The 24,634-nt window shown below is 36.3% G+C and carries 15 protein-coding genes; 7 read left to right on the plus strand and 8 right to left on the minus strand.

Going from position 1 to position 24,634, the window contains the following annotated elements; all coding sequences use genetic code 11:
* Positions 1 to 3: 3 nt before the first annotated feature.
* From DRF59_RS08095 to DRF59_RS08110, 4 genes are all read left to right on the plus strand, one after another.
* Complete coding sequence (locus DRF59_RS08095; protein WP_115958557.1) at positions 4 to 891, plus strand: cbb3-type cytochrome c oxidase N-terminal domain-containing protein; 888 nt, start codon at positions 4 to 6, stop codon at positions 889 to 891.
* A gap of 295 nt (positions 892 to 1,186) precedes the next feature.
* A complete protein-coding gene (locus DRF59_RS08100; protein ID WP_115958767.1) occupies positions 1,187 to 6,205 on the plus strand; it encodes a translocation/assembly module TamB domain-containing protein in 5,019 nt (1,672 codons plus the stop codon).
* Positions 6,205 to 8,532, plus strand: coding sequence for a translocation and assembly module lipoprotein TamL (tamL, locus tag DRF59_RS08105; protein ID WP_115958559.1), 2,328 nt, complete (start codon positions 6,205 to 6,207; stop codon positions 8,530 to 8,532). Before DRF59_RS08100 ends, tamL begins: the two co-directional genes overlap by 1 nt.
* Position 8,533: 1 nt before the next feature.
* The gene (locus tag DRF59_RS08110; RefSeq protein WP_115958561.1) at positions 8,534 to 9,475 is read left to right on the plus strand and encodes a YihY/virulence factor BrkB family protein; all 942 of its coding nucleotides are present in this window, start codon (positions 8,534 to 8,536) and stop codon (positions 9,473 to 9,475) included.
* A gap of 108 nt (positions 9,476 to 9,583) precedes the next feature.
* Here the strand turns inward: DRF59_RS08110 and argS are convergent, their stop codons facing one another.
* The 4 genes from argS to DRF59_RS08130 form a co-directional block, all read right to left on the minus strand.
* The gene (gene argS / locus DRF59_RS08115) at positions 9,584 to 11,344 is read right to left on the minus strand and encodes an arginine--tRNA ligase (RefSeq protein ID WP_115958563.1); all 1,761 of its coding nucleotides are present in this window, start codon (positions 11,342 to 11,344) and stop codon (positions 9,584 to 9,586) included.
* Positions 11,345 to 11,520: 176 nt separating this feature from the next.
* A complete protein-coding gene (locus tag DRF59_RS08120; protein ID WP_115958565.1) occupies positions 11,521 to 11,670 on the minus strand; it encodes a bacteriocin-like protein in 150 nt (49 codons plus the stop codon).
* Positions 11,671 to 11,829: 159 nt separating this feature from the next.
* Entirely contained in the window at positions 11,830 to 13,422 is a 1,593-nt protein-coding gene (locus tag DRF59_RS08125; protein WP_115958567.1) for a SusD/RagB family nutrient-binding outer membrane lipoprotein, read from the minus strand.
* Positions 13,423 to 13,428: 6 nt separating this feature from the next.
* Positions 13,429 to 16,356, minus strand: a complete 2,928-nt coding sequence (locus DRF59_RS08130; RefSeq protein WP_115958568.1) for a SusC/RagA family TonB-linked outer membrane protein — start codon at positions 16,354 to 16,356, stop codon at positions 13,429 to 13,431.
* Between the two features lie 506 nt (positions 16,357 to 16,862).
* On the opposite strand from DRF59_RS08130, the gene DRF59_RS08135 reads away from it, so the two are divergent.
* Positions 16,863 to 17,462, plus strand: coding sequence for a ribonuclease HII (locus DRF59_RS08135; protein ID WP_115958569.1), 600 nt, complete (start codon positions 16,863 to 16,865; stop codon positions 17,460 to 17,462).
* A gap of 86 nt (positions 17,463 to 17,548) precedes the next feature.
* On the opposite strand, the gene yidC is transcribed toward DRF59_RS08135, so the two are convergent.
* From yidC to DRF59_RS08150, 3 genes are all read right to left on the minus strand, one after another.
* Positions 17,549 to 19,348, minus strand: coding sequence for a membrane protein insertase YidC (gene yidC, locus DRF59_RS08140; RefSeq protein WP_115958570.1), 1,800 nt, complete (start codon positions 19,346 to 19,348; stop codon positions 17,549 to 17,551).
* A 179-nt stretch (positions 19,349 to 19,527) separates the two neighbouring features.
* Positions 19,528 to 21,135, minus strand: a complete 1,608-nt coding sequence (locus DRF59_RS08145; RefSeq protein WP_115958571.1) for a CTP synthase — start codon at positions 21,133 to 21,135, stop codon at positions 19,528 to 19,530.
* A gap of 181 nt (positions 21,136 to 21,316) precedes the next feature.
* Positions 21,317 to 21,886: a YceI family protein gene (locus DRF59_RS08150; protein WP_115958573.1), complete on the minus strand. Its 570-nt coding sequence runs from the start codon at positions 21,884 to 21,886 to the stop codon at positions 21,317 to 21,319.
* 137 nt (positions 21,887 to 22,023) lie between these two features.
* On the opposite strand from DRF59_RS08150, the gene radA reads away from it, so the two are divergent.
* Both radA and DRF59_RS08160 read left to right on the plus strand, forming a co-directional pair.
* On the plus strand, positions 22,024 to 23,373 hold the full coding sequence (gene radA, locus DRF59_RS08155; protein ID WP_115958575.1) for a DNA repair protein RadA: 1,350 nt from the start codon (positions 22,024 to 22,026) through the stop codon (positions 23,371 to 23,373).
* Between the two features lie 69 nt (positions 23,374 to 23,442).
* Positions 23,443 to 24,036, plus strand: a complete 594-nt coding sequence (locus tag DRF59_RS08160) for an acyl carrier protein phosphodiesterase (protein WP_115958577.1) — start codon at positions 23,443 to 23,445, stop codon at positions 24,034 to 24,036.
* 55 nt (positions 24,037 to 24,091) lie between these two features.
* Here DRF59_RS08160 and DRF59_RS08165 read toward each other — a convergent pair whose 3' ends face one another.
* Positions 24,092 to 24,607, minus strand: coding sequence for a DUF6702 family protein (locus tag DRF59_RS08165; protein WP_115958579.1), 516 nt, complete (start codon positions 24,605 to 24,607; stop codon positions 24,092 to 24,094).
* Between the last annotated feature and the right edge of the window lie 27 nt (positions 24,608 to 24,634).

The raw sequence follows: 24,634 nt of genomic DNA on the forward strand, positions 1-24,634 counted from the left end.
GCAATGAAAACGAGAACCCCAATTTCAATATATATCGCAACAACAATAGGCTTAACCATTATGGCCTTTGAAATGTTCGCCAGTGATTCAGGTTATTTTTCTTCACCTTTCTTCTGGGCATTGATATTGATTGCAATCATCCTTCTCCTGATCATGAATTCCATTGGAGACCTTATTGAAAATGAAAACTTCAACAGATTATCAGAAGAGGAGAAAAAACAATATCTTACAGAAAAAAGTGTTCCTTATTATCAGAAACTGTGGAATTCAGCCTTCAAAAAACAATCTGTATCAGAAGAGAAAGACATCCTTATTGACCACGGATTTGACGGAATTACAGAGCTTGACAACTCTCTTCCGAAATGGTGGATTGGCCTGTTTTGGTTCGGATGTATCTTCTGTGTAGTATATTTAACCGCTTTTGCTTTTACAGATTACGCCCATCCTGATGCAGAATATACCAAAGAGGCAAAAACCATGCTGGCCTCTATTGAGGAATATGAGAAAAATGCCCCTCAGATCAATCTTGAAACCGCAAAATATAGTGCAGATAACATCGCAGAAGGCCAGGAACTTTTCAAAACCAACTGTGTTACCTGCCACGGAGACGGTGGAAAAGGAGGTATTGGTCCTAACCTTACCGATACTCACTGGATTAATATCAAAGAGAAAAGTCTTTTTAAAAATGTCTTCTGGATGCTTGAAAACGGCTCCCCGAATAATCCTACCATGAGGCCTTTCATCAAAGACGGAACCATCACCGGAAGAGATGCTGAAAAAATTGCCGCGTATATTTATCATATCAACCAGGAAACTGCTCCTATCACTGTAGCTCAGGGCGGAGCTGCAGCACAGGGAGAAGAAGTGAAATGGGAAAACGGGAATGACTGAAAAAAAAATTTATTACCTTATTTTATATACCATGCCACGCCCCCTTTTACAACCATCTAACATTTGAATTTTCATTTTTGCTAACTAACCTTTTCAACACAAAAAATGATATAAGGGGGCGTTTTAAATAAAAAATCCGCACCTTGGCTCGTCTTACTCAACTATTCACTTGACAACTACAAACTAAAAATTCCATAATAAGGCAGCCAAGGCAGGATTTTTGCATTAGCAAAGGATACCACAACAAAGTTTGAATAATTTCAGGATTATTATCTTTGTTAGAAACCATATCCATTTGAAACTGAAAATCAACACCACAAAACTCTTAAGGCGTATTGCAATAACCTTTATTTCAATATTGGTTCTTCTTACCCTGTTGATCCTAAGCTTAAGGCTTCCTGCCGTTCAGAATTTCATTAAAGATAAACTCATTGTTTACCTGGAGAAAAAAATAAAAACCCCGGTAAGTCTTGAAAGGGTATATATCGGGTTTCCTAACAGTCTTGTTATGGAAAATCTATACCTGAAGGGACAGGACGTGGATACTCTGTTAGCAGTCAAAAAACTTGATGTGGGTTTACATATGCTTAAGCTTCTCAATTCAACAGCAGATATTACTTCTGTTGATATGCAGGGAGCGCGTGCCAATGTGGTACGAAAACCAGATGGCAAATTCAATTTCGATTATATTATTGACGCTTTTGCAACCAGTGATAAAGAAGAAAGTCCATCCAAACCATTTATCATTTCCCTTGATAAAATCAAGCTTAAAGATATAGGGGTTACCTTTAATGATCAGCAATCCCACAATGATATCAAACTTTACTTTAAATCTTTTGATACCAGGGTTAAAAATTTTGACCTGAATAAAAACAGCTATGCAGTCAATGATATTAATCTTGACGGATTGAAACTAAAGCTAAAACAAGGCCTGGTAGAAGAAGTTTCTGAAAAGGTAGAGAAAAAAGTAGATTCACTCAATGAAAAAAAAACAATGAATATCGGGTTGAGAGGAATCAAACTCACCAATTTCGATATTGATTATGGTGATGAGAATACAAAGACATTCGCCAAGGTTTTATTCAAAGAATTAAGTACTAAAGTCAATAAGCTTGATCTTGAAAACAATTCTTACCATATTGCCAATGTATTTCTTTCCGGGGCAGATATTGATGCCAATCTTTACCTTCCTGCAAAGAATGCCACTTCAAAAAGTTCGGGAACTGAGATTCAGAAGGGTTCCGATAAGGCAATGAGCCTGACTCTGGGGAAGCTTGTTCTTAATGATGTCAAGGCTCGCTATAACAATACTGCTATTTCACCTGTTCAACAGGGCATGGACTTTAATCACCTCAATTTTTCGAAAATGAATGTTGAGGTAAGAAGTTTCAAAATGCAGGACAATACATTTGCAGGAACAGTTAATTCCGCAGAAATTCAGGAATCAAAAGGTCTGGATATTCAAAAATTCAATACTGACTTTGTGTATGGAGAAAAAGAAGCATACCTTAAGAGTCTCTATCTTCAAACATCAAAAACATTACTTCAGGATGAGGTCATTCTAAACTATAATTCCATTAATCAGCTAACCTCAAACCCCGGAGCTGTAAGAATTTCAGCTAATATCAAAAATTCAAAAATCGGATTCTCTGATATTCTGAATCTGGTTCCTACATTAAGAAATACAGTTCCATTTAATAAATATCCGAACGCTGTTTTAAATATAAATGCCAATGTAAAAGGAAGCATCAATGATCTTTTGATTAAGGATCTCAGAGTTTCAGGACTGGATCAGCTGAGAGTGATGGCCTCTGGTAAAATTAGAAATGCAATGAATCCTGATCAGCTGTACTATGATCTGAGAATCGGGGAATTTTCTTCCGGAGCCAAAACAATATTTAATCTGGTTCCTAAAAATACAATTCCATCCAATATTTCACTTCCTTCCCATTTCAGTATCAAAGGAAACGCAAAAGGAACCACCAAAGTAGTGAATACTGATCTGAATCTCTACTCTACCCTAGGCAATGCAGCCATCATCGCACAAATAGACATGAGAAGAAAAAATCATGAGCTGTACGATGTAAAAGCCAATCTTCAGGGAATACAGGTAGGAAAAATCATTCAGAATAAAGATATTGGTCCTGTCACTGCACAAATTGTGGCAAAAGGAGAAAGCTTTGATTTTAAAAATGCCAATGCCAACTTAAAGGGGCATGTAGCTTCTGCCGTCTACAAAGGATACCGTTATCAAAACATGAGTCTTACAGGAAAAATCAACAAAGGTGCTTACCATGTAGTCTTAGATTCGAAAGACCCGAATGCCAGTTTACAGCTGACCGCTTCCGGAGTTTATGACGAAAAAAATCCTACGGTAAAAGTGAACGGAGAAGTCATCAAACTGGATGTCAATAAGCTTGGCTTCTACGAAAAACCAATGATCATTGCCGGAAAAATTGATGGTGACTTCACAAGCCTGGACCCGGATAACCTGAACGGGTATCTGAATCTTAAAGATTTTGCATTCTCAGATACCAAAGAGGTGTATCCCGTACAGGAAGTTAATCTGAAAGCGTCATCTACTCAGGATTCAACACAGATTATTTTCAATTCTCAGATTGCAGATGCAGAACTGAAAGGAAAATATAAGCTTACCCAGGTCTTTGGGGCTTTAACACAGACTGTCAATCAATATTATCAGTTCCAGAAACCCTATAAAACTCAAAAACCTGATCCGGGACAACATTTTACTTTTACAGCAAAAGTAAAAAATGATGACCTGATCAGAAAATTTGTACCGGATCTGAAAGATTTTGAAACCATAAATTTAGCAGGAAACTATGACGCCGATTCTCAGAAAATTGAAATTGACGGACAGATTCCCAGATTATTATACGGCGAAAATTCTATTGAAGAAGGAGTTTTAAGAGTCACGAATGAAAATCAGGCATTACAGTACAGTCTGAATGTTGCTGCTTTAAAAAGCTCAAGCTTTTCTTTAAACAAAATCAGTATTGACGGCGATGTTGCAAATAACACAATTCGTTACAATGTCACTACAAAAGATGAAAAAGATGCTACCCGGTTCCTGATTGCCGGAAATACCAAATCCTTAAATGACATTACCGAAATATCTCTCAATCCAAATGGTTTAAAACTGAATTACACCGACTGGAACGTTGCAGAGAATAATAGAATCCAGATCAGCAGCAAAGGGATTCTGGCAGATAACTTTATTTTATCTAATGGAAACAGTGAAATATCAGTTCAGTCTGAAAGCAGCAGCCCAGACAGTCCCTTGAACCTATCGTTGAAAGATTTTAAGATTGAGACGATCACAGAACTCATCAAAAAGGATACTGTTCTGGCAAGAGGAACCATTAACGGAACAGCACAGCTTCAGGATATTACTAAAAAAATGTCTTTCACTTCTGATCTTAACATTTCTGATTTAGTTGTTTATGGAAATCCTGTGGGAAATCTTGCAGTAAAAGTGAACAATGCTACACCGGATATTTTAAATGCTGATGTCGCTCTTTCCGGAAATAACAATGATGTAAAAATTCTGGGAGACTACAATACCTCATCCAGTACTTTCGATCTGAATATGGCAATCAACCAGCTTCAGATGAAGAGCATTCAGGGATTCTCTATGAATGCCATTACCAATACGGAAGGATATCTTTCAGGAAACTTAAAAATTACAGGAACTACTGATAAACCCAATATTTTAGGAAAAGTAAAATTCAATGATGCCGGGCTGGAAATTGCTAAAACAGGAAGTGATTTCAGGCATCTGAGCGATGAGATAGATTTTACAAGCCGTGGGATTGAGTTTGATAAATTTAAAATAAACGATAAAGATGGTAATGCACTTGTTATGGACGGACAGGTTCTTACCCAGACGTACAGAGATTTTGCCTTTAACCTGAATGTGAATGCTAAAGACTTCAAAGTGGTTAATTCGGAAAAATCCAATGATGCGATCATGTATGGTATTCTTGCCATTGATGCAGGCCTCCGGATCCGCGGGAACCTTGACCTCCCAAAAGTAGATGGCAGATTAAGCGTAGCCGACAATACAGATTTCACTTTTGTACTTCCTCAATCCACCCCATCTTTACAGGAAAGAGACGGCATAGTGGAATTCATTGATCAGGACCAGGTTGTCTTAAATAAGACAATCAAAGCAGATACCCTTACTGCACAGAGCCGCATCAAAGGCATGGATGTAAGTGTCAATATTGAAGTCAGCAAGGAAGCAAAACTTTCATTAATTATTGATAAAGCCAATGGTGATTTTGTACAGCTTCAGGGGGAAGCAGAATTAACCGGAGGAATAGATCCTTCAGGAAAAACCACACTGGTAGGAGTATATGAAGTGGACAAGGGAAGCTATGACCTCTCTGTAAGCTTCCTGAAACGTAAGTTTGATATCCAGAAAGGAAGTACTATTACCTGGACCGGTGAACCTACAATGGCTCAAATGGATATTACAGCCGTGTACAAAACAGAAGCGCCACCTATTGACCTTGTAGAACAGCAGATCAGCGGAGAAAGTGCCTCAACGATAAATCAGTTTAAGCAGAGGGTCCCTTTCAATGCACTATTGAAAATGAAAGGTGAATTGCTGAAGCCTCAGCTCTCCTTTGATATTACCACGGATGAAAAAAATAATGCTGTATCCACCAATGTAAAAGATATTATTGACCAGAAACTAACTCAGGTCAGAACTCAGGAATCAGAGCTGAATAAGCAGGTGTTTGCCCTATTGCTGCTGAACCGTTTCATCGGAGAAAATCCATTTGAAAGCGGCGCCGGAATGTCTGCAGAAACAATGGCAAGGCAAAGTGTGAGTAAGATTCTTTCCCAACAACTAAACAACCTGGCAGCAGGGCTTATCAAGGGGGTAGATCTTAATTTCGGTCTTGATTCGTCCGAGGATTATTCCAGCGGGCAAAAAAATACCAGAACTGATCTGAATGTAGATATCAGTAAAAAATTGTTGAATGACAGGTTAAAAGTGACAGTAGGAAGTAATTTCGGTATTGAAGGAGAAGCCCGCCAGAACGAAAATATGACCAATATTGCAGGGAATGTTTCAGTAGATTACAGTCTTTCCAAAGATGGAAGATATATGCTTCGTGCATACCGTAAAGACGAATATCAGGTGGCCCTTCAGGGGCAGATCATAGAAACCGGAATTGGCTTTATCATTACCTTGGATTATGATAAGTTCCGGGAGATTTTCCAAAAATCCAAAGAGAAGAAACCGAAAAAGAATCAAAATAACCAAGTGGTAGAATTTAAATAATGAGTAATATAATCCATACCTATTGTAAATATCTGCTGGCTTCCGGCCTGGTGGCTGCTGTTGTTTCCTGCAGTAACACAAGGTTTTTGAAAGAAGGCCAGATGCTGTATACAGGAGCAGAGGTTAAGATCGAAAACGATACAATTTCCAAAAAAGAAAAGAAAGACCTTCAATCTGCACTGGAAGCTAATCTTACTCCCAAACCCAACTCTACTTTTTTGGGAATGCGCCCTAAACTGTATTTTTATAATATTGCCAAAGAACCTAAGAAAGAAAAAGGATTTAACTACTGGCTTAAATATAAAGTTGGCGAAAAACCTGTATTATTGGGTGACGTTGACCGTGAATTCAATAAAGATATTATTGAAAACTATTCAGAGAATAAAGGATACTTCAATGCCAGGGCAACTTATGATACCGTTTCAAAAAATAAAAAAGCAAAAGTAATTTATACCTTAAGACCGGGAGCAAGATACTTGATTGATGGGGTAAAATTCCAGAAGGATTCAACTCTTGTTAATCAGGAAATTCAGGGCCTAACCAATAAAACGCTTCTTAAAAACGGAAAGCCATTTGACCTTGATGTGATTAAAGCCGAAAGAGACAGAATTGATAATGGTTTAAAGGAAAGAGGTTTTTATTATTTTCATCCCGACAATATCATTGTGCAGGCTGATAGTACCGTAAGCAAAAACCATAAGGTAGAACTGAATGTAAAGCTCAAAGATAATACTCCGGATCTGGCTACCCAACAGTTCAGCATTGACAATGTAGTAGTATTTCCGAATTACAATATCCAGGATGTAAAAGACGGAAAGTATAGTATCCCGATGGATAAAGATTCCCTCTCTAAATATGCATTTGATGATATTTATGTAATTGATCCGCAACACAAATTCAAACCTAAAATTTTCGACAGGGCTTTGTACTTTAAAAAAGGGGATCTTTATAACCGCTCCAACCATAATCTTACCCTGAACCGGCTAATCAGTCTGGGAGTTTTCAAATTTGTAAAGAATGAATTCATTGTGTCAGACTCAATCAATCACAAGTTCGATGCTTATTATTTACTGACTCCAAGACAGATTCAGTCACTGCGTCTGGAAGCTTTAGGAAGAACAAACTCTGCAAATTATGCAGGTAGTGAGCTTAACCTGAACTGGACCCATAGAAACTTCTTCCGTGGAGCAGAACAATTTAAAGCATCCATTTACGGAGCCTTTGATTTCCAGATGGGCGGTCCTGAAAACGCCAACAATATTTTTCGTGCAGGAACAAATGTCCAGCTTTCCATTCCTAGGATTGTGGCACCATTCCGCTTTCATTCTTCCAGTGAATTTGTTCCCAGAACAAATATCACATTGGGGTATGAATTCCAGAACAGGACAAAATATTATACCCTTAATAACTTTACGGGCTCATTCGGATATATATGGAAAGAAAATGCGAGAAAGGAACATGAACTGAAAGTAATCGATATTACTCTGGTTTCTCCGGCCAATGTTACCGATGAATATTATGAAAAATCTGAAAACAATCCTGCTATGCGACGTATTGTGGACAGACAGCTTATTTTTGGTCCTACTTATTCATATACGTATACCAATACCATGCTTCCGAAGACCAATACCATTTATTATAAAGGAAGTCTGGATCTTGCAGGAAATATTACCGGTCTGGTGACAGGTGCTAATGTCAAAAAAGACAAGCAAAAGGAAATATTCGGAATTCCTTTCAGTCAATATATTAAAATTGAAAATGATTTAAGGTTCTATCATAAATTTACAGAAAAATCATCACTGGCAACCCGATTCATTGCCGGGATGGCTTATCCATATGGAAACTCAGAATTTATTCCTTTTTCCAAACAGTTTTTCTCAGGAGGAAGCAACAGTATCAGAGCGTTCCGCGCAAGGACACTGGGACCCGGAAGTTTTGATCCGCGAACAATACCGGAAGGTACTTATTTTGACCAGTCCGGGGATATTAAACTGGAATTAAATGCAGAGTACCGAGCCAATCTTTATAAGTTTTTAAATGCCGCAGTTTTTGTAGATGCCGGAAATATCTGGTTACTTCATGATGACCCTACGAGACCTGGTGCAAAATTTTCTAAAGAATTTCTGAATGAAATTGCCGTAGGAGCCGGAGTTGGCCTGAGACTTGATTTTTCTATTCTGATTTTAAGACTGGATCTGGCCATGCCGCTTCGGGTACCATATTATGAAAAAGGCAACAGGTGGGCTTTTGATAAAATTAATTTTGGTGATCCAGGTTGGAGAAAAGATAATCTTATATTAAATATAGCGATCGGATATCCATTTTAATATGATCAATAATATAAAGTTTTTCTGGGAAGTTCTAAAAGATACATTTACAGAATGGAACAATTCTTCCGCATCGAAAGATTCGGCCAGTCTGGCTTATTACGCCATTTTTTCTATTCCCGGGTTACTGATTATTATTATCTGGGTTCTTGGAAACTTCTTTGGAGAAGAAGCTATTCGTGGACAAATCAGTACACAAATCAGTGGTATTATGGGACCTGATGTAGCTAAAAGTATTGAAGGAATGCTTGCTGGTGCCTTAATTGATAAAAAGAATATCTTTATGAAAGCTGTAGGTGTAGGCTCTTTGGTTTTCGGTTCCACTACTCTTTTCTTTCAGCTTCAGCATTCCCTAAATGCCCTCTGGGAGGTAGAAGCAGCTCCTAAAAAAGCATTGGTTAAATTTCTATTAGACAGGGCCAACTCATTGGGAATGATTTTGATATTAGGGTTTCTGCTAATGATCACCATGATTCTTTCTTCGCTTATCAGTTTATTTAATCAGATTATTACCCAATATTTTGGCTTTGAAACATACATGCTGGTAGAATTGGTTAATTTTGCCGTAGGATTCGGGCTTGTCATGCTCTTATTTGCCTTAATGTTTAAGGTTCTTCCTGATGTATTGATCAGTTGGAAGCCCGTATGGAAAGGTGCTTTTCTTACTACAGCTTTATTTACACTGGGAAAATTTTTGTTGAGCCTTTACTTCAATCAGGTGAAACCAACCTCTGCTTTCGGAGCTGCCGGCACTGTAATTCTGATTATGATGTGGATTAATTATTCCTGTATGCTGATATTTTTCGGTGCAGTGTTCACCAAGGTTTACACCTATAAAAAAGGATACAAAGTTTCTCTTTCCAAACATGCAAGGTGGACTCCTGCCAAATTGTATTCGGATAGTTTAAAACAGATGCACGGTGAAACTGATGATAAGAAATAAAAGCAAGAAATTAATAATTTCATCAGTCTGTTATTTTATAACTCAAATTATTAATATGCTGATACATTCCATAAAAAAAGCCTTCTGAACTTTCAGAAGGCTTTATTCTTACATCCTGTTTACCGTTCCTATTCCCAGAAGCTCCAAAGACTTTTTAATGGTCTTTGCCGTGAGATCTGAAACATTAAGACGGAACTGCTTTATATTTTCATCATCCTGATTCAGGATCGGATTATTCTGATAGAAAGAATTATATGCTTTCACAAGATCGTATACATAATTTGCTACCAAAGCAGGACTCAGTGTTTCTGCAGATTTAGCAACTACAGTTTTGAAGTTAGCCAGCTGCATGATCAACTCTTTCTCTGACTGGTTCAGAATGACATCAGCAGTATCTTTTTGCACATAATCTGCTTTAGATAATAAAGATTGAATACGTGCATAAGTATATTGAATAAATGGTCCTGTATTTCCATTAAAATCAATACTTTCAGCAGGATTGAAAAGCATTTTTTTCTTGGGATCAACCTTCAGCATAAAATACTTAAGAGCTCCAAGGCCTACTGTTTCATAAGAAGTTTCTTTATCTTCTTCTGAAAGGTTTTCCAGCTTGCCTAATTCCTGAGCTTTTAATTTTGCTGTTTCATACATCTCCTGCATCAGATCATCAGCATCTACAACAGTCCCTTCACGGGATTTCATTTTTCCTTCAGGAAGTTCTACCATTCCATAGGACAGGTGATACAGTTGATCAGCCCATTCATACCCTAACTTCTTAAGAATCTTAAATAAAACCTGGAAATGATAATCCTGCTCATTCCCTACCGTATAGATAAGTTTCTGAATATCGTTCTGCTTAAAGCGCTCTACAGCCGTTCCCAGATCCTGAGTCATATATACAGAAGTACCATCTGAACGTAACAATAGTTTCTGATCAAGTCCTTCATTGGTAAGGTCACACCAGACAGAACCGTCTTCTTTCTGATATAAAACGCCCTTATCCAGTCCTTCCTGAATAAGATCTTTTCCAAGCAGGTAAGTGTTACTTTCATATTGGACCTGATCAAAATCAACACCTAATCTTTTATAGGTTTCATTAAACCCTTTATATACCCAGGTGTTCATTTCAGCCCATAGATTTCTAACCGTTTCATCTCCATTTTCCCAGTCTATCAACATTTTCTGAGCCTCTTTCATCATCGGAGCTTCTTTTTTAGCCTGTTCCTCTTCTACTCCTTGCCCGACAAGATCTGCAATTTCTTTTTTGTAGTTTTTATCAAATTCTACATAATAGTTTCCTACAAACTTATCTCCTTTTGTATTGGTAGATTCCGGAGTTTCCCCTTGTCCGAATTTTTCCCAGGCCAGCATTGATTTACAGATATGGATTCCTCTGTCATTGATGATCTGTGTTTTGATCACATCATATCCTGCTTCTTTTAAAATCTGCGCTACAGAAAAGCCTAACAGATTGTTTCTGATATGCCCTAAGTGTAAAGGCTTATTTGTATTAGGTGAAGAATATTCCACCATTACCGTTGAGTTTTTCTTTTCTATGATTGAAAATTTACCGCTAACAGATCTGAAATTATCAATAAAGAACTGGTTTTTAACTTTAACATTCAGGAATCCTTTTACTACGTTGAAGCTATCCAACAATTCTGTCTGTTCTGTTAAAGCTTCCCCCAGCTCTACCCCAATACTTTCAGGATTCTTCTTTAATTGTTTTACCAACGGAAAAGTGACAATCGTAAAATCACCTTCAAACTCTGTTTTATTTTCCTGAACTTCCAGCCTGATATCTTTTAACTGATACACATTTAAAATAACCTCTGAAAGTTTCTGTTCTATAATATCTTTAATATTCATGTTCTTAAGTTTACTTCTGATAATGGAGATAACCTGTTTCTACCAAGCCGGCTTCCTCCAACATTTTGGAGTACAAATATACGGAAAGAGTTCGGTAACGGTTACCGAACTCTTTTATTAATTTATAATGTAATTCTCTTCTTAATTCTTTAACACTATGCTAAATCATAAAAATACTAATAACATTTTTCAGGGTCATAAATCCTGCAAGCACCATTTTCAGTATACTGACAATATCCTTCCGGACAATATCCTCCTGGTGGAGGAACCCAGCCTCCTGAAACCATTTTTAAATCAGATTTTGATAATTTTCTTAGATTTTTCATAATTAATATTTTTTGATTGTTCGAATTACTAAAATATTAAATAAATATGAGATAACCTTAATTCTCCTCAAATTTATTAAGAGTTTCCTCAATAATTAAAATAGCAAAACAAAAAAACCGCCCGAAGGCGGTATCATATGAATGTTATTAAAATGCGTGTTAATTTACATCCCAAATCAATTTGGTGTTCATTTTGTCTCCACCAATAGCACTAGCTGCTGCTTGATAGTTCGCTGGGTTTAGTGTTTGAACACTTGTAGGATAAAATAATCTATTAGGTAAATCTGTCAATCCTGAAATCAGTGAAGTAAAGGTATATGTTGTTTGACCTCCTGTTGTAGGAACATTCAGATTGGCGGTTTGGCCTGGTTTTAATAAAGTATTTGGGAAACCTGTTCTTCTATAATCAGCCCATGCTTCATACGGTTGCATAAATAAAGCAATGTATTTTTGTGTAAGAACATTTTCTTTAGAAGCAGCTGGTAAGGCATTAACATAAGTATTAATAGTTGATGCTGCTACTCCCCATTTCTCCATAGAAGCTTTCACTCCATTAATATAATTGGTTTGTGACCAACCATTTTTCTCACTTAACAGGAACTCTACTTCAGAATATTCCATTAATACCTCGGTATAGCCTGGTTTTAAAATATTTTTGCTAAAGAAGTTAGCTGTCGCAGTTTGGCTAGCTGTCAAAGAGCTTGGAATACCATATGGCATACCATTAAAATCATCAGGATCTGTAGACTCAACTGATGTTCCATCTAAAATCTCTCCCTGAGAGGTTCCTACCGGGCTTGCATATTTAAATAAACGTGGGTCTAATCCGAAATTTCCAGATTGTCCTTTTAATAACTGTACGAAAGTTTTAGATATAGCAAAATCTGTTCTTGTACGGAAATTATCAAATAAAGGAGAAGGATTTACTAAATTATTTTCATAAGTAAGACCTACATTATCAGCATTAGAAGTCATTAATCCAGAATTAATTGCATCTGTTATATGAGCTTCTGCTCCAGGAACAACACCTTTAACTCTTGTTGCAACTCTGAGTCTCAAAGAATTCGCAAATTTCTTAAGCTTAATTCCTTTACTTACTCTTACCCCATTTTCCATATATGAGAACAGGTTATCTCCAGAAGTAAATACTGGTGAGTTCTCATCAACCATTTCAGCAGCCTCTTTCAATTCCTTTAGAATATCTGCATATACCTTTTGTTGGCTGGCAAATTTAGGTTGCAATGTCGCATTAATATTAAGTGCCTGAAAATCTGCATCCTTATTTCCATATGAATAATATGGAATATCACCAAAAGAGTCAGCAAGGGTAAGGAATACATATGAAAGCATAACTCTTGCAGCTGCAATCTGATTTTCATTCGGACCATAAACACTCATCTGAACCTTTGTTGACGGGTCAGTGTTTAAATCAATAATTTGTTTATAATCCTGAGCAACTCTATATGAAAAGCTCCATAAGGAGACCCCTGTTGATAATCTGTATTGATATCGGTCTTCCTCGGTATATCCTGTTTGAGCAGAATATTGAACCCATGGCAATGTAATTCTTCCTGATTGCCATTCATCTCTTGTATTATCCATTAACTCTTTACTTGCACTGTTAAATATACCATATGTTAATGGCTTATCTGTAGAGTTAGGATTTATATCAATTTCATCGAATTTATCTGAACAACTATTTGACACTGCAGTTAAAGTTAAAACAGATAATATTAAAACTATTTTTTTCATTTTTGATTAAAATTTAAAGTTAACATTGACCCCGAAAGTCCTTGTTGACGGTAGTGAACCTCCTTCCATACCTTGAATATTACCTGAACCATAAGATGTGTTTTCCGGATCAATCCCTTTATTCGCAAGATTCCAAGCAAATAAATTTCTAGCAAAAGCAGAAACTCTGATTGCCTGGAAAGCATTACCTATAAATGATTTAGGTAAATCATACCCAATAGTAACATCTCTCAGTTTAATGTAACTCGCATCAAATACGTTTTGAGCATCAACTGTATTATAATAAGTACTACCCCAAGTTTGAGCATCCAAAAGGATGTCGTTAGGAGTACCATCTTCTTTCACACCAGCTAAGACAACACCTGCCTCTCTGTTTCCTCCAAGTGCAGTTTCTTCTAACATACCTGAGTACATTCCCCACATATTTGTAGTTGAGAAATATTTTCCACCTTGTTGGATATCAATTAGGAAGGATAAGCTTAGAGATTTATATTTAATTGTATTTCTAAAGCCCATATTATAATCAGGAAGGATTGATCCTAAAGATTTAATCTCAGAAGCCTTATAGAAACCATTTTCATCTACAACTCTATTTCCATTACTATCATATACATAGTCTGTTCCAAGAATTGTTCCGTAAGCCTGGCCAACCTGTGCTACAAGCTGAGCTCTAAATGGAGCATTTGTAAGTACATAATTTTGTAAATCCTGATATAAGTTTACTAACTTATTTCGGTTTCTCGCAAAGTTCCAAGTTAAATCCCATGAAAAGTTTTCATTTTTTACCGGAGTTACAGTAACCATAGCTTCAATACCTTTGTTAGTCATTTCACCGGCATTAATATTTCTAAACAAATATCCTGTTGCAGGATCAACTGGTAATGCAATAATCAGGTCTTTAGATTTGGTATCATAATATGTGAAATCCAAACTAACTCTATTCTTGAATAGACTCGCTTCAATACCAAATTCCTTCGTAATCTTTAACTCAGGGTTGATATTAGGATCATTAAACGTATTAGGATTAGAATACTGAGGAGAACCATTAAACGGTAAGCCAATAACAGTGTATGTAAGTCTGCTGTAAGGAGCAGTACCTAATGCAATACTAGACCATCCTGCTCTAATTTTACCAAATGACAACCAGTTAGCATCCAGAACTTTAGAGAACACAAAACTACCTGTTACTGATGGGTAGAACTGATCGTCATTTAACATAGAAAACCAGTCATTTCTTCCTGTTGCCTCTAAATATAGTAAATCTTTATATCCCAAAGAAACTGAAGCAAATAAACTCTTGATAGAAGAATGAGTTCGGTTGTTTGTTGCTAATGAATTTTCAACTCCGTTATTTAAGTTATATAAATTAGGAATTACTAATCCTCCTACTGTCTCACCTCTTAACCAACTTAATTTATTGTCTCTGATATTAAATCCGGCAAATGCACTTAAGCTGAAGTCTCCAAAATTATTATTATAGTGCGCTCTACCTTCATAGTTAAATTCGGAAACTGTTCTTTTTTCAAGAGTATAATTTGAAACAGCTTGTGAACCAACAGCAACTCTTGTACTCAAGTTTTGCGTATAGGTATCACCATATACTTTACCTACAATATAAAAATGTTTATCAAAATTATATGTCAAACCGGCATTACCAAAGAACCTATGTCTGCTATCATCTGAAGTATTTTCATAAATAGTCCAATATGGGTTATCTGAATATTTAGGAGTTGCATCACTCCATGATGTTCTGTTCCAAGTTCTTTGGGAACCATCTGATAACTTATAATCTTTCAGTTTAGCAAAATCAAGGTTTCTTTGACCAAATTGATAAAATTTCTGTGCAACTGAGTTATCACCGTAACCTATTTCAGGTCTGTTAAACCCTTCTGTATGTACATAGTTAATAACAGCGTCAGCTTTTAATTTTTCTGACAGCTTAGAATTTAAGTTTACACTAAAGTTATCTTTCTTAATTTTTGAAGTAGGAACAATACCACTAATGTTCGTATTTGTATATGATAATCTCACATTTGTATCTCCAAAAGATTTTGCCACCGATAGGTTATTTGTATAAGTAACCCCTGTATCAAAGAAAGAGTCTACATCTTTAGTAGGAGCAACCCATGGCACAGGTTTTAAATAATCTTTTGAAAATTCGGGATCGAAAGCATACCAAGGAAGATACATCAAATTGGGATCATATCTAGGTCCCCAAGATCCATCAGTTTGGTATTCTTGAATATTGTAAGTAACTCCGTTAATATTTTGAGTTGGAAGTGTAAATTGAGATCCTCCCCCGTATAAATTTTGTAATTTTGGTCTGATATATACACTTTCAAAAGAAACACCTGTGTTCAACTGAATATCAGTTTTCCCTTTTCTTGCTGATTTTGTAGTATACAATATCGCACCATTTCCTGCTCTAGAACCATATAGAGCGGCAGCAGGGCCTCCCTTTAATACAGTTACACTCTCGATATCATCCGGATTGATGTCAAAAGAAGCATCTCCGTAATCTCTACCTCCGGCTCCTCTTTGAGTATCAGTATCATTGACATTCGAGTTATCCAATGGTACTCCATCTACAATAATTAAAGGTCTGTTTTCACCAGTAATTGAACTGATCCCTCTCATAGTAATCCTGGTAGACCCCCCCATTGTACTTGGTGCTGTAATCTGCACCCCTGCAACATTTCCCGATAATGCACTTACCGCGTTAGTTTGCCCCGCATCAGAAAGAATTTCTCCTTTTACTTCTTGAGATGCATACCCAAGAGCTTTCTTTTCTCTCTTAATACCTAGTGCAGTTACCACTACACCTTCAATCTCCTTAGTCTGCGTAGTCGTATCGTTTTTCTTCTCCTGAGCGTTTGCTACAGCAATAGAAGAAGACAATACTACAACAAGAAGACCTGTTGTTAGTTTCTTCATATCAAATTTAATTTTGTATCCGTACAAATTTGTAAAACTTTCTTAACAACACAAAATAATTTCTTAAAAAATTATCAACACATCAATAATCGTCAAAAATTAAATCAAATATTCTATTAAAAAACGTTAAAAAAATTTTTTTTAACAAAAAATCCAAAAAAAACACGACCATTCTCTCTTAAAAATTTAACAATATTAATTATCGAAAATATCTATATGCCAAACCAAACAAAACCAGCCATAAAGGCATGATTATCAAACACATATTTGTAAATTTGAAATTCAAAAACAGGTACCACACGAATAAACAATGCTAAGCATAGTTTTTTATTTTACTTAAAATTCCTCTACAAAAAGAGAGAAACCATCTATAAGTGAGTAAGAATTCATAAAAATATTTAAAGAAATTAACGTAATAAAGTATGTGTGCATTATAATAAAAAATTTTAACTAAACTCATAAACAATATCGGTAATACATTTGTTTTTTTTTAATTTTACACCGTTATGTCAGAGATAAATGTACAATTATTACACAGGTGGTCAGATACCTATATTGAAGCAGGTTGTGATGAAGTGGGAAGAGGCTGTTTAAGCGGGCCGGTTGTCGCCGCAGCTGTTATTCTGGATGACAGTTTTGAGCAGAGCCTGGTGAATGATTCAAAAAAATTAACGTTTAAGACCAGAATGGATCTGGATAGCTATATTAAAGACAATGTAAAAAATTATGCTATTGCAGAGCTCCCTCCTTCATTTATTGATGAACATAATATTCTCAATGCCAGCATCCATGCGATGCACCGTGCATTAGATCAACTGACGATCATCCCCGAACTTATTTTGGTAGATGGGAATAAATTCCATCCTTATAATTATATACCACATCAATGCATTATTAAAGGAGATTCAAAAATGCTGTCCATTGCTGCGGCTTCTATACTTGCTAAAAACTACAGAGACCAATTAATGATTAATCTTCATGAAGAACATCCGGAATATGGCTGGGACACCAATTTCGGCTATGCAACAAAAAAACATCAGGAAGCCCTTATAAAATATGGTCCTACAAAATACCACAGACAATCTTTCAGATTAAAATACGACTAAACTGGAGCACAACACAGCTCAATAAAAAAGAGAAGCAGTTTTTCTGCTTCTCTTTTTTATTATTAGAATTGACCAGTCAAAAAATATTATTTTTTTCTGTTCCTTTGCTGCTCCTGAGCTTTTTGCTGTTCCTGAGCTTTCTCCATCATTTCTCTCATTCTCTTCTGGAATTTTCCTTCCGCTTTCGGTTTCTCCTTATTAGCCTGAATCTGTGCATGAATTTTCTTTTCATCAAGGATCAGATATTTAATAACAAGAATGATTAAGATGTTAATCGCGTTCGATACGAAATAATACCATGAAAGGCCTGATGCCGAAGTATTCAGGAAGAACAGGAATGTAATAGGGAAAATATACATTAATACTTTCATATTTGGCATTCCTTCCTGCTGAGGCTGCTGCATATTTCCTGAAGTCATCACTGTATAAATTAAGATAACAATAGTACATGCCAATGCAAAGATACTTAAATGATCTCCAAGGAACGGAACCTTAAACGGAAGCTTAATCAAATCATCATAAGCCGTAAGATCTTTTGCAAACCAGAACCCCTGACCTCTCAGATCAATAAAGTTCGGGAAGAACCGGAACAATGCATAGAAGATAGGAATCTGAACCAACGCCGGTAAACATCCTGCCATCTGGTTTACTCCTGCTTTTCTGTAAACCTCCATAGTAGCCTGTTGCTTCTTCATTGGATCAGCATCTTTCAGTTTAGCATTTACTTCATCAATTTCCGGACGGATCACTTTCATCATCGCACTCAGCTTATGCTGCTTGTACATAATTGGTGACAAGATCAGTTTTACAATGATCGTCATCAGGAAAATTACCCAGCCTGCAGTTAAACCCCAATCTGCAATGATATTATACATCGGCATGAAGAAATAACGGTTCATGCTTCCAATGAAAGACCATCCTAATGGTAAAATCTCATCAAAATTCTTATCATAAGATTTAAGCAAAGGCAGATCCAACGGCATAAAATACCATGTAAAATCCTGGTTTAGCTCACTTCCTGTCATCTGAACAAATCCTTCATAATTTAATTTTTTCAGATACTCTCCTTCTTCAACATTTTCCTGATTCCCTTTACTTTGCGTAAAACCATTTTTAGCTTCAATAACTGAAGCAAAAAACTGCTGCTTTACCCCGATCCAGTTAAGGGTTTCTTTCTCTTCTTCCATGGTTGTTCTTCCGTCATAATCATAATCTTTATAATTATTGAAAGCATAAGAGAATTCAGAGTGGGACTGTTCCTGAGCTCTACCTTTTTCTAAGTTTCTGACACTGTAATCCCAGATAAAATCTGCTTTATTATCAGAAGTAACTTTAGAAAGTCCCTGGGTTCTTACTTTAAAATCTAAAGTATATTTTGGAAGTAATGTGTAAATAAACTGAATAACAGCTCCATTATAATTAGCGGTTAAAGTCACTGCATTTCCGTTGACAGCAGGACTGAAAACCAAATCTTTAGTATTGATTACTTTTCCAGTCTTATCTTTAAACTGGAATCCGTAGTTTGAATTATTTTTATTGATCAGATAAAGCGGAAGATCAGCCTTATCGGTTTTATGATCATATGCTTTATATTCTGAAAGCTGTACTTTGGAAACCTGCCCTCCAAGGCTTGAGAATTCAACATTTAGTTCTTTGTTTGACAAGCTGGCTGTTTGAATAGCACCAGGAGTTACATTTGGATTGATATTGGTTGCCTGACTTTGTTTTATAGCATTTTTAACCTGTTCAGTTTTTTGCTGTTCGGTTTTCAACTGCTCTTCCTGAGCCTGCTTGTTCTGGAAGTAGAACATAAAACCAAAGAGAACCAGGCATAAAACCGCGAAACTAATCATTTGCTTCTTATCGATTCCGTTGTTTTGTTGCATTTTATTTATATTAAAATTTTTAAACTTAGAATGTACTTATAGATGTACACAATTTTGAGCTGACAAAAATACTGTTTTTTTATCAAAACTCTATGCTTTACCATGTTACTATATAATAAACTCAAGCTGAGAATAATCAGCCTGAGTTTAGTGTAAGACGTTTATAATATTTTTTTACCTTATTTCTTTTCACAAGCTTTGATAAAAGCTCTGAACAGAGGATGAGGAGTTGCTACCGTGCTCTTATATTCCGGATGATACTGTACTCCTACATAAAACGGATGATCAGGAAGTTCAAGGGCTTCTACCAATCCCGTTTCAGGATTCGTTCCTGTAGCGTGGAATCCGTTCTTTTCAAAATCCTGAAGATAATCACTATTGAATTCATAACGGTGACGGTGTCTTTCAGAGATATTTTTGCTTCCGTAGATATCGTATAGCTTGGAACCGTTTTTCAATGCACATTTCCATGCTCCAAGACGCATTGTTCCTCCTTTATCCACTACATTTTTCTGTTCTTCCATTAACGAAATAACAGGATCAGAGGTCGCTGTGTCAAACTCCATTGAATTCGCTTTGTTATGTCCGAGAACATTTCTTGCAAATTCAATAGTCATGATCTGCATTCCCAAACATATTCCCAGCATTGGAATTTTATTTTCTCTTGCATATTTTGCAGTAAGAACTTTCCCCTCAATACCTCTGTCACCAAAACCAGGTGCCACAAGAATTCCATTTACTCCTTTCAGGACATCCTTGATATTATCTTCAGTAATATCCCCACTGTATACCCATCTCACTTTTACTTCAGTTTCAAGGTCAGCACCAGCATGTTTGAATGCTTCAGCAATGGAAATATAGGAATCCTGAAGCGAAACATACTTTCCTACCAATGCAACTTCTACCGTTTTCTTAGGATTCTGGAATTTCTTAAGGAAACTCTTCCAGTCTTTAAGATCTGCTGTTTTATCACTTTTCAGATCCAGCTCTTTTAGCACAACATCATCGAAATTCTGCTTTTGAAGATACATCGGAACTTCATAAATCGTTTCCATATCTTTACATTCAATAACATTCTCTAAAGGAACATTACAGAATTGAGCCAGTTTTGCTCTCTGATCTTTAGGAATTTTATGCTCGGTTCTGCACACCAGCACATCAGCCATAATTCCGCTCTCCATCAATTGACGTACAGAATGCTGAGATGGCTTTGTTTTTAATTCTCCACTTGAAGCCAGATATGGTAATAAAGTTAAGTGGATTACCATAGAATTACTTTCTCCAAGTTCCCATTTCAACTGACGAACAGTTTCAATATATGGTAAAGATTCAATATCCCCTACAGTTCCTCCGATTTCAGTAATAATGATATCGTAGTCCTGTTTTGAAAGGATTTTAATTCTACGCTTGATTTCGTTAGTAATATGAGGAATTACCTGAACTGTTTTTCCAAGGAAATCTCCTTTTCTTTCTTTTTCAATTACAGTCTGATAAATTTTCCCTGTAGTAACGTTGTTGTTTTGAGATGTAGGAGCATCAAGATAACGCTCATAGTGACCTAAATCCAGATCCGTCTCCGCACCATCTTCAGTCACATAACACTCTCCGTGCTCGTAAGGATTCAATGTTCCCGGGTCGATATTGATATAAGGATCTAGTTTTTGGATCGTTACGTTAAAACCGCGTGATTTTAGCAATAGTCCCAGAGAAGCAGAAACGATTCCTTTTCCCAAAGATGAAGTTACACCTCCTGTCACAAAGATGTATTTTGTATTCTTTTTACTCATTAGATTAGGTTTGTGCAAAGTTAGGGGAAAAAGAAATACAAAGCAATCTTTTACATTTTGAAAATAGGAAAACACCCTTCAAACAACCATAAACTCAGGCTAAAAAAAATTATTTACCTTATATCATAAAACAAAAAGGTCTTCCACGCCGGAAGACCTTTAAATAATATAATATGGAGCATTATTGTTTTACCAACTCCAGGTAGACACTCACATCCACATCTTTTGCAATACCTGTTCCTGTAGGATCATATTTTATATTATAGTCCAGGCGGTTGATGGTAAACTTCGCCTGTAATCCCATCACTTCTTTACCGTCTTTATTCTTTGTTATCCCACCAAATGTTACAGGTACAAGCACTTCCTTTTGCACATCTTTAATGGTCAATTTTGCTTTAAGCATATAAAGCCCGTTTTTGTCTTTTGAAATGGTAGCTCCTCCTAATAGTATGGAAGGATATGTACCTGCTGCAAAGAAATCATCTCCCTTCAGATGCTTATCTCTCATTTCTACACCTGTATTAACGGTTTCGGACTCTACAGTTACATCAAAGGCTGCATTCTCCAGATTAGAACTTTTTGTAGTTACTGTTCCGCTGAATTTATCAAATCTTCCCTGAACGAAGCTGATTCCCATATGTTTAATATTAAAGTTCACGGAGGAATGCATCGGGTCAATAGCCCATGTTCCCTGCGCAAAACTTACCAGACTAAACAACACAAATACGAAGGATAAAAGTACTTTTTTCATTATAAATATATTTACTATTACTATTTAATTTAGTTAAGCTAATATAAAAATATATTTTTGACACTACTCTATCCGGTGTGAGTATTAAATGATTAAAAATATATCAGAAAAAAATCCATTTTTTATAACTTCGCAGTATGGCAAAACTGAAAACAGCATATTTCTGTCAAAACTGCGGTTCCCAATACGCACAGTGGATGGGACAATGCAAAAACTGCGGACAATGGAATACCTTAGTGGAAGAAATCATTGAAAAACCTTCTCATAAAACTCCACCTTTTTCAAAATCCAAGCAACATGTTATTAATATCATTGAAGTTGAAACAAGCGAAGAACCAAGAATAAAAACCCCGTCAGAAGAACTGAACCGTGTACTCGGAGGAGGTATTGTTTTAGGATCCGTGACATTAATTGGCGGAGAACCTGGTATTGGAAAATCTACACTTCTTCTCCAGCTTGCTTTAAAGATGAAGAAAAAGATCTTCTATGTTTCCGGTGAGGAAAGTGCTTCTCAGATTAAAATGAGGGCAGACAGGCTTACCGAGGTCCAAAATCCCAACTGCTTTCTATTCACTGAGACCTCTCTGGAAAAAATTCTTCATGAGGCAAAAAAACTGGAACCTGATTTTATGATCATTGATTCTATTCAGACCCTCCAGTCCCAACTGATTGAAAGCTCTCCCGGAACAGTTTCCCAGATCAGAGAATGCTCTAATGAGATCATTAAATATGCAAAAGAAAATAATACACCCGTCTTTCTGGTAGGTCACATTACCAAAGATGGCCAGATCGCCGGCCCTAAAGTACTGGAGCATATGGTAGATGTAGTATTAAACTTTGACGGAGACAGAAATCACCTTTTCAGATTACTGAGGGCAAATAAAAACCGTTTTGGTTCTACTTCCGAAATTGGAATCTATGAAATGATATCACAAGGATTAAAAGAAATTAAAAACCCTTCAGAAATCCTTATTACAAAGAAATTTGAAGAACTTTCGGGTAACTCAGTTGCTGTGACCCTGGAAGGAAACCGTCCGATGTTACTGGAAATACAGGCTTTGGTGAGCACAGCAGTGTACGGAACGCCCCAGAGGAGCTCAACCGGGTTCGATTCAAAAAGGCTGAATATGCTTCTGGCAGTTCTGGAAAAAAGAGCCGGCTTCCAGCTTGGGGCTAAAGATGTTTTCCTTAATATTACCGGAGGAATTAAAACTGATGATCCTGCTCTTGATCTTGCCGTAGTTGCGTCTATACTTTCTTCAAATGAAGACATTGCCATATCCGAACATTATTGTTTTGCCGGGGAAATTGGCTTAAGCGGAGAAATCCGTCCGGTTGCACAAATTGAACAAAGAATTTCAGAAGCTGAAAAACTAGGTTATGAAAAGATATTTGTCTCCAATCTGAATAAAATTCCCAAAAGGAAGTTCGGCATTAAAATAGAAGAAGTCAGTAAGGTTGAAGATTTCCACGAAAGACTTTTTTAAGGATGTACCTCTTATTGTAATACATATAAGTACCTTTCACTTTTAATTCATACCTTTAATATTTAATATATGAATTACCTGGCTCATTCTTTTCTGACTTTTACTGACGGGCAAATCGTTGGTCAGTTTATTGCTGATTTTATTCGTAATAAAGAACGTTTTTCATTCCCAAAAAATATCCGGGACGGAATTACTCTGCATAGAGCTGTAGATACATTTACGGACTCACATCCTGCCATTCACGAAGCCAAAAAGGTATTTGCTCCTTTAGTAAGACTCTATGCCGGTGCATTTGTAGATGTTTCTATGGATTATTTTGTCGCCAATGACCTTTCCCTTAATTCCCTTGCCGAATGGAAGGCCCATTCCTTGCGCGTATACAGGGTATTGAATGAACATCATGAATGGTTACCGGAAAATTTTATAAAAATGCTGGCCAAAATGGAGCAGGATGACTGGCTCTATAATTACCGCGAAGACTGGGGCATAAAATTCAGCATACAGAATGTTCTGAACAAAGCAAAATACCTGGATAAAGATATTCCTGTTTTTGAAGCTTTTTTACATCATAAAGACTTTCTTCAGGAATGTTATAATGATTTTTTTCCAGACCTGCTTGCCCATGCAAAAGGAGTTAATACACTGCTTCAGCTGGAAGATTAATTCATAAAACAACGGCTAAAAAACAGCTGTTTTTTATTGGTTTACAGGAATAACATTAGAATTGCTTGTATAAGTAACGGTTAGGATATGATAACTTTTCACTTTTCCTCTGTCCTTCCACGATAATATGAACAATATTAATCTGGTCATCAAACAGGTTGTACAGGAAACTTACTGCCGTTTCCACTTTTTTGGGCTTCTCTGCCGGTTCTGATTCAAGGTAGATGTTTACTGACTCATGATCTTCTTCATAACCAATATAATTGATTTTCAGAAACCTCCCATCGGTTTTTAATTTCAAATATTCCAGACAATATTTATGCAATGCCTCATTAAGTCTGGTTTTATATTTCTCATCATTAAAGTGAAAAGATCCTCCATATTTTTTACTTAAACCGTTTTCCAGATCATCCAGAAAAAACCTTCCTGCAATTTCAAAAGTCTTTGATTTTTGATTATAACTGATTTCCACAGATCCTACATGATACGGATGCACCGGTTCCGATCTTTCAAAACTCTGAAAAACAATAGCTAATAATAAAAAAAATATAAAAAAATATTTACCAGGCATTAATTTCCATTTTGAAGCAAATATAAA

It is taken from the genome of Chryseobacterium flavum, from assembly GCF_003385595.1.
GTDB lineage: Bacteria > Bacteroidota > Bacteroidia > Flavobacteriales > Weeksellaceae > Chryseobacterium > Chryseobacterium flavum.